Raw genomic sequence first — 13181 nt, 5'->3', positions numbered from 1 at the left:
CCGGGTCTGCTGGCCGATTTGACCAGGCCAGCCAGGGCCACCGGCGCAGGAAGCCAGTCGGCCGAAAGGTTTCATTCACCCTGTTTTTCATAAAACCCTGTCCGGCTGGCCTCGGCGCCCCGGATGGTCATCACTCTGTAAAATATCCCGTGCGAATAGTGCTGATCATCTTACCTGCGGTGACTGCCTCTACGGCACTGCCATCACGGACCCGACCTTGAAGCACCACACACCAGATCACCCCCCATCTGCGCCGGAGACGGCGTCGCCTACCATGTCTCGACGCGCAATCGACTATCTGTTGCTGCGCTGGCGTTCGGAGCGCCCCGCCAATGGCGCTCTGCCGCCCTACGAGAATGTCGCACTGGGAAATCTGGGTCATTTCGCCGACAGCATGGCGCTGGTCGTCCAAACCTCGCAAGAGGATTACAATCTGGCTCGCGTCGGCTCCGCGTTCGGCGAATGGGGCGAGATCCCGCGCGATGGCGTTCTCTTTTCCGGCCTGCGCCCGGATCGCGCCCACAGCATGCGCGACGCGATCCACTACTGTCTGCAATCGAAGGAGCCCGCTCGGGTGACCACCCATCAGGTCGCGCAGGGTCAATTCGAGACCTACGATCTTTGGGCGCTGCCGCTGTCGAGCTTGTGGGGCCCGGAGGTGTTCGTCCTCGTCCTCGACCGGCGCGAGACCCGGCACGATGTGGTCGACACCATGTTTGGCGCCAGCGATGAAGGCATGATCGCGCTGACCGCCATCATGGACGCCAATCGCGAGGTCGTTGATTTCCAGTTCGTCGCCTTCAACGAGGGCGCATCGAGGCTCCTGAACCTGCCAGCCGAACGGCTGCAATGGAGCCGGCTGTCCGAACTCGGCCTTGAGTTGGAGGAATCGGAGGTCATCGAAAACCTCGCCCGTGCAACGAAACAGGGCGAGCGGATCAGCTTCGAGGTGAGTTATCCCGGCAGCGACGAGCTGCGCCATTTCAAGGTCAGTGTCTCTCCGGCGGGCGAACTCCTCACCGTCACCCTGACCGACATTGCCGACATCAAGAACCGTGAACGGTCCTTCCGCATCCTGTTCGAAGGCAATCCGTTGCCCATGTGGCTGGTGGACAGTGAAAGCCTGAAGATCCTGCAGGTGAACGAGGCGGCGATCCGCCACTATGGCTATTCGGCCGAGCAGTTCCTGAGCATGACGACGTTGGAGATCGTGCCCCGGAACCGGCGCGACGAATTCGAGGCGTTCCTGAACGACCTGGACGCGCCCTATCAGGGACGGGACGTGTGGGCCCATGTGCGCAGCGACGGAACCATCATGGAGGTCTATCCCTATGTTCGGCGTATGGACCTCGCCGGGAGCAAGACCTTCGTCATTTCCGTCGTCGACGTGACCGAACGGCGCAAGGCGGAGGCCCGTATCGAGCACATGGCCCACCATGATGCGCTGACCGGCCTGCCCAACCGGGTTCTGTTTCGCACACGCCTGAACGAGGCCCTGAAGCGAGCGCAGATGTCTCAGGGCATGGTGGTCGTTTTCTGCCTCGACCTTGACCACTTCAAGGGCGTCAATGACACGCTCGGCCACCCGATCGGCGACAAGCTGCTTCAGGCGGTCGCCACGCGGTTCACTTCAACGTTGCGGCGCAGCGACTTCGTCGCGCGGCTGGGCGGCGACGAATTCGCGATCATCCTGAACGATATCGAGCAGATCGCCGAAGCCAGCCGGCTTGCCAGCCGTCTCATCGAGGTGATCAGCCTCCCCTTCGAGATCGACGGCCATCAGGTGGTGGTGGGGACGAGCATCGGCATCGCGGTTGCCCCGCACGACGGACAGGAGCCGGATCTTCTGCTGAAGAATGCCGACATGGCGCTCTATCGATCCAAGAACGACGGACGAAGCACCTTCCGCTATTTCGAAACCGAGATGGACACCCGGCTTCAGGCGCGCCGCGCCATGGAGCTCGACCTGCGCCGGGCGTTGAATGCCAGGGAATTCACCCTCTACTATCAGCCGCTTGTGTCCCTCAGAACGGGCCGCGTCTGCGCCTTTGAGGCCCTGTTGCGGTGGAACCATCCCGACCGCGGGCTCGTGCCGCCGCAGGAATTCATCCCGCTTGCGGAGGAAATCGGCCTGATCATGGATATCGGCGCCTGGGTTCTGGAACAGGCCTGCCGGGAGGCCACTCACTGGCCGAACGATATCCGGATCGCGATCAACCTGTCTCCTGTGCAGTTTCGCGGCAACCGGATCGTGCAAGCCGTCTCCCATGCGCTAGAAATGTCGGGCATCGAGCCTGGACGCGTCGAGCTGGAGATCACCGAATCCGTGCTCCTGCACGACAGCGAGGCCAATGTTCGCTCCTTGCGCGCGCTGAAGGATCTCGGCATCCACATCGCGATGGACGATTTCGGAACGGGGTATTCCTCGCTCAGCTACCTGCAGAAATTCCCCTTCGACAAGATCAAGATCGACCAGTATTTCGTGCGCACCCTGTCCGATCGCCCGGAAGCCTCGGCCATTGTGCGCGCGGTCACCGGCCTTGGCCGCAGCCTACAGATCGCCACAACCGCCGAAGGGGTGGAGACCGAGGAACAATTGCTGCATCTGCAAAAGGAGGGCTGCACACAGGTGCAGGGTTATCTGTTCAGCCGCCCCCTGCCCGCAGACCAGTTGGCCGGGCTGCTCGGTCGCTCCTTTTCGCTCTCCGAGGAGGCCGCCCCGCAAAAGCGGGTTCGCAAGGTCGCGGGCTAGGCCAGACCCGAGATCGGACAGACACGCGGGATATCGTCGCGCAAGGCGGCACAAGTCGCCCCCGCCACCCGTCGACCTGCCGCATCCCCATGTCCAGGCCGCGATTGGGGACCCCAGTACCGAACGCCCCCGATCCTGCCCGGCGAGGTTGAGGCAGAGCCCCGTGGACCCGGGCCGGGGATGCTGGCTCTTCGGCCTTCACACGCCGCTGATCAAGACCCCGGCTTCAATGCCGTGTTTCCTCAAATCCTTGCGACTTATATGAATATCGGAATATCTCGTTACGATCTTTAGCAACAGTTTTTGAGGTCTCACGGCTTTATACGAGGTTGCAAAAGCATCTCCCGTCGTGGTTGCATAGCGCCGCGGAGGATCTTGCCAGGGGGGGAGACAAAAAGGCCGCTAGTCACGACACAACATTGCGCACACAATCAAAAGGGTCGGCGCAATGCGTGGCCGCAACCACCCTGGACGGAAACGGTGGCTCGCCTGCATGACATCGAAGATGGCTGCAAGGCTCCCAAGCACAGCCACCCCCCTGACGCCGAGCCGATCTCAACGTGCCCGAAGGTCTCTTATATGTCCCTATCTTTTGAAGAAGCCCAGACTGTTGGCGAGCCTGTAGGCGAATCGCTTGCCGAAACGTCAGCACCGCGCGCGACAGCAACAATGCCTGAGCTTCCTTCCTACATGGAGGAAATCTACGACTGGGCTTACGTCAATCCGCGGCTCGTCGCCCTCCTCGATCGCCAGATCGTCGTCCAGACGATTCTCTGGGGCAATGCCAACAAGCTGGTGAAGGCCGCCGTGGATGAGTTCAAGCCCGGCGACCACATGCTTCAGACCGCCAATGTCTACGGTTACCTGCCTAAGACGCTTGCCGAGCGGGTGGGTCCGACTGGCAGCTACGAATTGCGCGATGTGACGCCGATCCAGGTGAAGCGTTGCCGCAAGAAGCTGGAAGGCATGGATCACGCAACCGTGGTTCACGCCAATGCCATCGAGCCCTATGGCCGCACCTTTGACGGCGTGTGCTGCTTCTTCCTGCTGCATGAAGTGCCGGACGACTACAAGTACCGTATCGTCAACAATGTGCTGGAGGCCGTGCGCCCCGGCGGCAAGGCGGTCTTTGTCGATTATCACCAGTGGAACCGCTTCCACCCGATGGGCCCGATCATGTGGGCGGTCTTCCGCTTCCTTGAGCCCTTCGCCGCCTCGCTCTGCGCCTCCGAAATCCAGAACTACAGTGAGCTTTCCAGCAAGTTCACCTGGACCAAGAAGACCTTCTTCGGCGGGCTGTATCAGAAAGTCGTGGCGACCCGCGTCGCGGAATAGGCGCAGGTCCGCCCCTTCGCAACTTTCCGGTTCTCCGTAGGCGCACCTCGCGCAAGACGGAGGACCGGAAGATCCGCCGCTCCCGTCCCCAAACGGACAAAGCAGGACTGCGTGGCCCTGCCTTTTCCTTGCTGGCGCGCCCGCGTTTTCCCAGGCCTACCTTCCCTCTTGCGCAACATGCCGGATCTAGCGGCGTTTTTTTGCGCGCAGGTCCATCAGCGGGCGCACCCGCCAGCCACGCCCGGCCAGCATGGGGTCCTGGGCGGAGGTAATCTCGATCACCGGCGTTACCTCGAAGACCGCTTCCACACGCTGCGCCAGCATGTGGGAAAGCCCCGCAAGTCCTGTGCCGGTGGGCGCCACACGGATGCGCAGGCGATCGCGCGGCCCGGTCTTGCCCCTGCCCTTGCCGCCGCCAACGCCGCCGACCATGTCCTCATATTCGACAATGGCCTGAAAATCGGCCACCTCGTCCGTCCCCAGAAGCAGCTCGGCCAGTGCCTGCGGATCGATGAGGCGCCCGCTGACCTTGACGAACCCGTCATGATGGCTCGGCGCGCCAATGATGCGTTCCGTCAGAGCCCCGCAATGCGGACAGCGCTCGCGGGTCAGCCGGCCCATGTCGCCGGACGCATAGCGCAGCATCACGGTGCCGCGCCGGTCGAGATGGGTCAGAAGCAGCAATCCCTCCTCACCATCCTCCAGAGGCCTGTGCGTATCGGGATCGACCACCTCAAAGCAGAACTGGTCCGGCGCCGGATTGTGGAAGCCCGCGCCCTTGACGCATTCCACCATGCTGCCCTGCATTTCGCTCGCGCCATAGGAAACGCTGACCTGCGGATCCTCCGCCCCCAGCCGTCGCAGCCCCGCGGTGAGATCCGCCCGCATTCCCTCATTGAACGCATCCAGGGACGCGAAGACCAGCCGCACCCAGGGCAGCTTGACGCATTTCTCATCCGCCCGCGCCACCAACTCGCGAATGTAGGACGGCACCCCCCAGAGGATCGTGGGCCGGGTGCGCTGGGCGATGTCCAGCACCTTGTCGAGCCCGTTGCCGATGTCGGGCTGGCGCGCATTGGGCGCGCCGGGCATGGCGGCGGTAACGGGCAGGTTGAAGGCGGCGGCTGCGTTCATGGTGCGCGCGAAGGCCCCGTGCGGGTGACGGGTCAGCGGAAACAGGTTCAGGATGCGGTCGTCCTCGCGCGCGCCGCGCAAGCGCAGCATGTTGCGATTGAGCGCAAGGATGTTCATGAAATCATAGCTGGTGGAGGCGAAGGGCACCGGCGCGCCATTCGAACCGTTCGTATACATCACATCCCAGACGCTGCTTTCATCCGACGTCGGCCCATCGGGCCAGGTCAGGATGAAGGCGTGAGGATTTGCCAGGAAATCCCTGCGCGTGGTCACCGGCAGGCGGGCGAGATCGGCCACGCCCTTGATATCGCGGCGGCGCAGCTTGGCGCGGGCCAGCAGATCCTTGTAAAAGGGGTGATAGGCGAAAATCCGGTCGAGCGTGGCGGCAAAGCGCGTGTCACGCTCGCGGGTCAGAGCATCCCAGTCGTCGAGGAACAGCGTATCAACCATCGGATTCGCCTTCGATGTCGTGGTCAGTTTTCGCGATCAAGCCGGCCAGGTGCCGGATACCTCCTGCGGGCGCCAGATCGAAGCATTGTCCCCTTCGATCCGGGCCATCTTGATATGATACTCGTAGATCTCGGGCCTGTAGAGGGCCTGAAGAAACTCGACCGGAACGCCTGCATCGTCCCGCACCAGACGCTTCACCCAAACGAGCGCGGCCCCCGGCTCGGTATCGAGCAGCCGCGCCACGATCGGATCGGCGAGCTTTGCCGAAATCGACTGCTCGGCCCCCGCCACCTTCACGCCGCCCTTTTCCAGCAACGTCAGAAGCGGCTGTTCCGCCAGATCCGCCTCATTGAAGAGACGCCCCACCGCAGGCGGCAAATAGGTGGTGAGGTGGGAAAACGGCACATCTTCATGCGACCGGATTCGCACCGCGCGCTGCACATCATCGCCCGGCGCGCACGCCAAGGCGAGTGCGACTTCCGGCGAGGCCGGGACATGCGCGAATTCGACCAGCCGCACGGTGGTCTGAAGCCCCATCGCGACGAGGTTTTCAAAGATGCCGCGCAGGTTCGCCTTGATCGGGGCGGGCGGCACCACCGGCAATGCGAAGGTGCCCCGCCCGCGCGCTCTTGAGACGAACTTCTCGCTCTGCAACCGGTCCAGCGCACGACGCACGGTGATGCGCGAGACGCCGAACAGCGCAGACAGTTCCATTTCCGATGGCATCACCTCACCCGGCGGATAATGCCGTTCCAGGATCTGCTGGCGCAAAACGATATAGACATGGTGATGAAGGGGAATGCCGAGTTCGTTCTCGCTGGCTGACCGTATGGACAAAACCGCTATCTCCCCCAGCAGGTTGTCATAACCTTATATCCTGCGCACCTGCGCGCAGAAAACTTGGGGCTGCCCCTTAGGCGAGGGCTCTCAACCGGATGTCATAAAAGAAAATCCGGGCAATCGCGCGCGTTGGCAGCGGCCTTTGCGGCCATCCCGAACACCTCCGTCTCGTTCAGCCGAACCGCTTTCGCACCACGCAACTTCGTTTCATCGAAAGGATGGGGCTCATCGGCAAGTTCCAGCACCGCGCAGGCGCAATAGAGTTCGATCGCGAGGATCTCCTGCAAGAGTGACAGAGCCCGCGCACATTTGCCGTTGTCTCCACCCCATGGCTCCACAGGTCCTCAACCCCAAGCGACGTTGCGCCGCCACTGACGAAGGCACGTGTGCCGCAGGCAACACGCATCCGCTCAAGTTTGGCCTGGGCAAGCTTCGGCCATTGCACAAGTCCGATGGGATCGGATGCTGTGGCAGCATCCTTCGTCCGCGCAATGCTCTGACCGCTGAGAACGAATTTTGCCCTTTGAACGGAAGCCCAGCCATTCAGCAGCACTGCCTCCGCAAGCCCGCTCGCGGCAATCGTCAGGCAGGGATCGAGAAAGGAGCCATTTTCCACCGGGGCATCACTGAGCTGCGCATCGAACATCGGATTACCCGAGGCATGGCTTAACGCGTCGTCGAGCACTCCGCAGTATTGCCTCACCGCCCCGCACAGGGCGTTCACGACCTGTGGCACCGCCCGAATCGAGACCGCGGGCTGAACCGCGCCACGCCGCGCGTGGCTGCTGCTGTAAAGATAGGCGAGGCTTCGATCATACCAATCATCGGCGCCATGCTGGAAATACCGTTCGACCCCATCATCGTGGCCCGCCACCTCAAGCGACGCACGCGCCGCACATAGCAGCCGGGTCCACATCTGCTGAAGATCGAAGACCAGAGCGGCGGCGAGCCCCACATGGACGAAAGCCCCGTTGACAAGCGCCATCCCCTCGCCCGGCAGAAGCGTGTAGGGATCGTGCGACTGAATCCAGCCCAGCAACGCGCGCGCCCAGTGCGCCGCCGGAATGACATCCCCGGCGGAATAGGAAGCGTGGATTGGCACCTCGGGCCGAAAATCATCGGCCACCGCTGCGGCGGCCATCCGCCTGAACAAGCCGCCGGAAACCAGTGCCCCCGGCCGTGCAGTGGCATAGACTTTGGCAAGCGTGATGCAACGGGCTGCCCGCTCATCGTGAAACGGCGGTCCACCGATGGCGTGGTTCTCGATGAGATCATACTGAAAGCTGACCTGTTCCCCGGCAGCGACCTCATGATCGTCGCGATGCCCGGGAAGCGTATTCACCCCATAGACGCGACGGTGTGCGCCCGCGCAATATCTGCGGAACTCCCTGTAATTGGCATCCACCTTCTCCCCGCCTGCGAGCACTGACGTCGCAAGACGCCCCGTCTTGATCGTGGTGAGGAAATCCTTCAGTTCGTTCATCAAGGCCGCCCTTTCACGGTCTTCCCCGCCACCAGACCCAACTTGCAGCCGCGATCAGCAAACACGCAAGCGCCGTATTCAGCGCGATATCTATCGGAACCACCCTTGCAAGGCTGGTCAGCCCGATTATCCCGCTGCCTTCGCGCGACACGCCATAGCTCCAGATGGAGATGATCAGATCCAGAAGCTGCACACCGCCCAGCGTGACCAGAATGAAGCTGAGGAATTTGCCCCGCAACCGGTTACGTGCTTCGGTGAGACTGCGCAACCTCTGGTGCAGGAGGCGGTTGCGCTTGGTCATGGCTTCCAGCATCCAGAACAGGCCGAATTGCTGCTCGATCCCAGCGAAAGCGCGCGCACTTTCGTTTTGCAGCCCATCCACGAACTCATGCAGATCGCTTTCCAACAATGCGATCTTGCTTTCCAGTCGGTCAAGGTGCCCCGTTTCCTCGCCGATTTTTACTTTCTTGTTGACGTTCAGAAGATTCCGAAACAGCCGGGTCTGCGAGACGCGGATCGCCTCAAACATGCCTGCAAAATACTGACCGTAGACTTGCGCCTTGATGTATTTTTCGAAGACACTCTCGTCGAAGACGTAGCTCGTGCCCGCGCAAGTCAGGAACTTCTCTCCCTCTGCCTGATCATACAGATCCGGCTGCCGGATCATCGGCGCGCAATGCGCACGCGCATCGGGCCGGAACAGTTCCAGCACCCTGTGCACCCAGAAGAGCGACGGCTTTTCTGAATTCCACTGCGGATAAGGGTGGTTACGCAGATCCTCAAATGCGAGGAACTCGTTCGGACTGCGCATAAAGCGGGCGCGCCGCCGGCCGCCACGTTCTTTCTCCACGGCCAACAATTCGCGAATGTAGCCTTCCACGTAGCGCTTCTGAAGCAACCCCGTAAGCTGCGCCGCATAATCCGTAAGCCGCCGTTCCAGCGTATCACCGGGGATCCTCGGCCCGTCCTCCGCCTGATCGGCCGCATCAACGGTTACGACGAAAACACCGACGGTATTGTCGAAAAGAAACAACGTCAGGCCGCACAACCCGTTGATAAAGGCGAAGTCCGGGCTCGTGCCGCGCAGTTCCGTCCACATCTCGGCCGTATCGCCCTGCCCGATTTCGAACTTCACCACAGGTGCGGAATTCCATGTATCACTGTCCTCATCCAGACTGCGATATCGGGTGTATGTCGTATCGGCGACCGGCACCCGGCTCTCACATCGAGCCACGTCGCGCTTGGCCGCGAACCTGGAAAGCGCGCATTTGCTGAGATCGACGAACTCAGCCGAATCCGCGAAGGCAAGATCAGAGTCCAGATTGAGCAATGTCCGGAATGGCGCAACAATAGTCAGATACATGCGCTCGCCAATCCCTTCTGCAACATGACATTCTCCTTCGATATGAAATCTTCTCGCGAAGGAGCCGATAGTAATCGCAATCCGGAAACGAACGCAGCCCCATTCGTCCTGTTTTTCGCCACCGCTTTGCGCCCGCCCGGCATGATCGTCCCATGGACGCTCTGTGATCAGGGAGCGCCATGGCCACGAGGAACCGGAACCTGCCAATTGCGACATCGATAGCCGGATGAGGACCATCCCGGATCTCACGAAGAGGACGTGTCGCAAAAAATCGGACTTTCCCTCGAACCGGCCACAACCCCCGGCGCAGCGGCCAGTCCCTTGTCCCGGCTTGCGTTTTCTCGATCCGCCCCCGCGCGACCAGTAAACGGGCGCGTTCAAATCATCAAACAGCGGATTGACCGGACACCCAAGCCTTGCCATGACTGCGCCCGGCTCTACATCGTTTGCGCGCCTGCTTATTCTCAGGCAGAGCAAAAGATCAAGGATCACGGATGACCGATAATCGGCCCACCCCCACCGATTGCCTCGTGGTGATCGATGTCCAGAATGACTTCACGCCCGGCGGCGCGCTCGCCGTTGCCGATGGGGATGCGGTCGTGCCGGTGATCGACGCGCTGCTCGACCGGTTCGACCATGTGGTCGCCACGCAGGATTGGCATCCCGCCAACCACTTTTCCTTCGCCTCCGCGCAGGAAAACGCGCAGCCCTTCGAGACCATTGCGGCCGAGTACGGTCCTCAGACGGTCTGGCCGGATCATTGCGTCCAGGGCACGAAGGGGGCCGAGTTCCACCCCGGATTTCGTGCGCAACGTGCCGAGCTGATCCTGCGCAAGGGCTACCGGATCGGGATCGATTCCTATTCCGCCTTTTATGAGAACGACCGCCAGACGCGCACCGGCCTTGCCGGCTACTTGCGTGAACGCGGCTTCAAGCGCCTGTTCTTCTGCGGGCTGGCCACGGATTTCTGCGTGCGCTGGTCCGTGGAGGATGCGCTGAAGGAAGGCTTCGACGCGTTCCTGATCGAAGATGCCTGCCGGGCGATCGATCTCGACGGATCGCTTGATGCGGCACTTGCCGCCATGGATGAGGCCGGTGCACAGCGCATCGCCGCATCCGATATTGCTGCGTGAGACCCATGGCAGACACTCTCTCCGATACCGATTTCGGCCACTCCCTGCTGGTGACCGACCTTTATCAGCTCAACATGCTGGAGGCCTATCGCGCCGCCGGGATGGAGGGCACGGCCGTGTTCGAGTTCTTCGCCCGCAACATGCCTGACAATCGCGGGTTCTACATGGCCGCCGGCCTTGAACAGCTCGTCGGTTTTCTGCAGGGCGCGCGCGTCGACCCGGCTGAGATCGAATGGCTGCGCCGCACCGACGATTTCTCCGAGCAGCTGGCCCGCTTCCTCACCGAGTTCCGCTTCACCGGCCATGTGGACGCCGTGCCGGAAGGCACCATCGTCTTCGCCGATGAGCCGATCGTGCGCATCACCGCGCCGGTGGCAGAGGCCCAGCTTGTCGAGACCCGGCTGATCAACTTCATGCAGTTCCAGACGCTGGTCGCCACCAAGGCCGCCCGCATGAAGCTGGCCGCTCCCGGCAAGGGCATCGTCGATTTCGGTCTGCGCCGGGCGCACTCCGGCGAAAGCGGTGTGCTGGCCGCTCGCGCCGCCTATCTGGCGGGCTTCGACGGCACCGCGAGCGTGCCCGCGGGCCGTCATTTCGATATTCCGCTCTATGGCACGATGGCCCACGCCTTCATCCAGACCTTCTCCGATGAGGTGGAAGCCTTCCGTGCCTTCGCCATGGCGCGTCCCGACCAGACGGTCTTCCTGCTCGACACCTATGACACCGAGCGCGCGGCCCGGCGTCTGGTCGAGCTTGCCCCCACGCTCCATGCGCAGGGCATCAAGCTGAAGGGCGTCCGCATCGACAGCGGCGATCTTGCGGAAATGGCGTACAAGGTCCGCGCCATTCTCGATGACGGCGGCCTTGGCCATTTGAACATCATCACCAGCGGCGGGCTCGACGAATATGAGCTTGAAAAGCTTACCGCCAAGCGCGCGCCCATCGATATCTATGGCGTGGGCACCGCTCTGGTGACCTCCGACGACCAGCCCTCGCTCGATTGCGGCTACAAGCTCAAGGCCTATGACGGGTCTGCGCGGCGCAAGCTTGCGGAAGGCAAGACCTACTGGCCCGGCGCCACGCAGGTCTATCGAAGCCTCGATGCCAACGGGCTGATCGCGGGCGACCATATCACCAGCGCCGATGAGAACGCGCCCGGCGAACCGCTTTTGAAGCCGGTCCTGCGCAATGGCGAGCTGGTGGAGCCGCTGCCGAGCCTCATGGAGATCCGCCACTATGCGGCCGCCCAGCTTGAACGCCTGCCGGAAGGCCTGAAGCGGCTCAAGGGGGCGGACAGCTATCCCGTCACCGTTTCGCCAAAGCTGCAAACACTGGCCGAAGACCTCAAGCGCAACGTGCTCGCCCAGCCCGTGCCAACCGCCTGACGCAGGGCGACCCCGCCAGCGATTTCAACTGAAAGAGACAGCATCCCGCACGCGCGGGGTGCTTTTGCGCGAACATGTCCCGGCTGCATACCGTAAGGTTTGCGAACGTGATAATGTGCAATCCGACTGATCGATCAAGACACCGCCGCATGGCGGAACAGGCCGGTTTTGGAGCCCTGGCGCTCCCTTTCCCAAGCACACCCGGTCGTATCGCAGGACGGAGTTCGCGCATATGAAACGCCCCACGAACCGTTGGGTCTGGCTCGTTGTCATCGTAATTGCCGCCGCCGGTTTCGCGCTCTGGCAAAGCCTGTCCACCGAAACGCTTCCTGAGGGAATTGCCAGCGGCAACGGCCGTATCGAGGCGACCGAAATCGACATCGCCGCCAAGGCCCCCGGTCGAATCGCGGAGATCCTGGTTTCCGAAGGCGAATTCGTGGATAGGGATCAGGTTCTGGTGCGCATGGACACCGCCCAGCTTGTCGCCCAGAAGCGTCAGGCGGAAGCGGAAAGGCAGCGCGCCCGCATCGGCATCGATACCGCAAAGAGCCGCGTGATCCAGCGCGAGGCGGAAAAGCGGTCTGCAGAGGCGGTCGTGGAGCAGCGCCGCGCCCAGCTCGTGCAGGCCGAACAGAAGCTTGCCCGCACCGAACATCTGGTGAAGACCGACGCCGTTTCCCGGCAGGTTCTGGACGACGATCAGGCAAGCGAGCGGCAGGCCCGCGCCGCCCTTGCCGCAGCCGAGGCCTCGCTCGCGGCATCCGATGCAGGCATCAATGCCGCGCGTGCACAGGTGGTGGACGCGGAAGCCGCGGTGGAAGCGGCAAGCGCCGCGCTTGAATATATCGAAAGCCAGATCGCCGACAGCACACTGCGCGCGCCCCGGGCAGGCCGTGTCCAGTACCTGATCGCCCAGCCGGGCGAAGTCGTCGCCGGCGGCGGCCGCATCCTCAATCTGGTGGATCTGACCGATGTCTACATGACCTTCTTCCTGCCCACCGCAGACGCGGGTCCCCTGACGATCGGCTCCGAGGTCCGGATCGTGCTCGACGCCGCCCCCGACTATGTCATTCCCGCCTCCATCAGCTATGTCGCCGACGTTGCCCAGTTCACGCCCAAGACGGTCGAAACCTCCGATGAGCGGCAGAAGCTGATGTTCCGGGTGAAGGCGCGGATCAACGAAGCCCTGCTCGAACGCTATATCCGCATGGTCAAGACGGGGCTTCCGGGGATGGCCTATGTGCAGGTGAGCCCGGATGCGGCCTGGCCCGAGCGACTTGGGCAGAACCTCGTCAAATGACCGAAA

The 13181-nt window shown here is 62.4% G+C and carries 9 protein-coding genes; 5 read left to right on the top strand and 4 right to left on the bottom strand.

Annotated features, from left to right (window positions below; genetic code table 11):
• Window positions 1-274 precede the first annotated feature (274 nt).
• Both ABGM93_RS17785 and rquA read left to right on the top strand, forming a co-directional pair.
• Window positions 275-2752 (top strand): EAL domain-containing protein, encoded by a 2478-nt coding sequence (locus ABGM93_RS17785; RefSeq protein ID WP_321501736.1) that lies wholly within the window; start codon window positions 275-277, stop codon window positions 2750-2752.
• Window positions 2753-3421: 669 nt separating this feature from the next.
• Entirely contained in the window at window positions 3422-4087 is a 666-nt protein-coding gene (rquA, locus tag ABGM93_RS17780; protein ID WP_321501734.1) for a rhodoquinone biosynthesis methyltransferase RquA, read from the top strand.
• Between the two features lie 186 nt (window positions 4088-4273).
• Here the strand turns inward: rquA and ABGM93_RS17775 are convergent, their stop codons facing one another.
• From ABGM93_RS17775 to ABGM93_RS17760, 4 genes are all read right to left on the bottom strand, one after another.
• Window positions 4274-5671 (bottom strand): AMP-binding protein, encoded by a 1398-nt coding sequence (locus ABGM93_RS17775; protein WP_321501732.1) that lies wholly within the window; start codon window positions 5669-5671, stop codon window positions 4274-4276.
• 36 nt (window positions 5672-5707) lie between these two features.
• A complete protein-coding gene (locus ABGM93_RS17770) occupies window positions 5708-6508 on the bottom strand; it encodes a GntR family transcriptional regulator (RefSeq protein WP_321501730.1) in 801 nt (266 codons plus the stop codon).
• A gap of 175 nt (window positions 6509-6683) precedes the next feature.
• A complete protein-coding gene (locus tag ABGM93_RS17765) occupies window positions 6684-7994 on the bottom strand; it encodes an aromatic amino acid lyase (protein ID WP_321501728.1) in 1311 nt (436 codons plus the stop codon).
• Between the two features lie 13 nt (window positions 7995-8007).
• Window positions 8008-9849, bottom strand: a complete 1842-nt coding sequence (locus tag ABGM93_RS17760) for a hypothetical protein (protein ID WP_321501726.1) — start codon at window positions 9847-9849, stop codon at window positions 8008-8010.
• A gap of 2 nt (window positions 9850-9851) precedes the next feature.
• Here ABGM93_RS17760 and pncA point away from each other — a divergent pair, with 2 nt between their 5' ends.
• The 3 genes from pncA (at window position 9852) to ABGM93_RS17745 (ending at window position 13175) form a co-directional block, all read left to right on the top strand.
• Entirely contained in the window at window positions 9852-10490 is a 639-nt protein-coding gene (pncA, locus tag ABGM93_RS17755) for a bifunctional nicotinamidase/pyrazinamidase (protein ID WP_321501724.1), read from the top strand.
• Window positions 10491-10495: 5 nt separating this feature from the next.
• Window positions 10496-11875 (top strand): nicotinate phosphoribosyltransferase, encoded by a 1380-nt coding sequence (locus ABGM93_RS17750; RefSeq protein WP_321501722.1) that lies wholly within the window; start codon window positions 10496-10498, stop codon window positions 11873-11875.
• A 232-nt stretch (window positions 11876-12107) separates the two neighbouring features.
• On the top strand, window positions 12108-13175 hold the full coding sequence (locus tag ABGM93_RS17745; protein ID WP_319775207.1) for an HlyD family efflux transporter periplasmic adaptor subunit: 1068 nt from the start codon (window positions 12108-12110) through the stop codon (window positions 13173-13175).
• Window positions 13176-13181: the final 6 nt, after the last annotated feature.

It is taken from the genome of Breoghania sp., assembly GCF_963674635.1.
In the GTDB taxonomy this organism is placed as follows: Bacteria; Pseudomonadota; Alphaproteobacteria; order Rhizobiales; family Stappiaceae; genus Breoghania.
The sequence above is the reverse complement of the archived record's forward strand: the minus strand, read 5'-3'. Positions and strand labels throughout refer to the sequence as shown.

Coding starts and splice junctions, on each gene's coding strand:
- rquA (WP_321501734.1), top strand. CDS start 3,422: ATGCCTGAGCTTCCTTCCTACATGGAGGAAATCTACGACTGGGCTTAC.
- ABGM93_RS17745 (WP_319775207.1), top strand. CDS start 12,108: ATGAAACGCCCCACGAACCGTTGGGTCTGGCTCGTTGTCATCGTAATT.
- ABGM93_RS17750 (WP_321501722.1), top strand. CDS start 10,496: ATGGCAGACACTCTCTCCGATACCGATTTCGGCCACTCCCTGCTGGTG.
- pncA (WP_321501724.1), top strand. CDS start 9,852: ATGACCGATAATCGGCCCACCCCCACCGATTGCCTCGTGGTGATCGAT.
- ABGM93_RS17785 (WP_321501736.1), top strand. CDS start 275: ATGTCTCGACGCGCAATCGACTATCTGTTGCTGCGCTGGCGTTCGGAG.
- ABGM93_RS17775 (WP_321501732.1), bottom strand. CDS start 5,671: ATGGTTGATACGCTGTTCCTCGACGACTGGGATGCTCTGACCCGCGAG.
- ABGM93_RS17765 (WP_321501728.1), bottom strand. CDS start 7,994: ATGAACGAACTGAAGGATTTCCTCACCACGATCAAGACGGGGCGTCTT.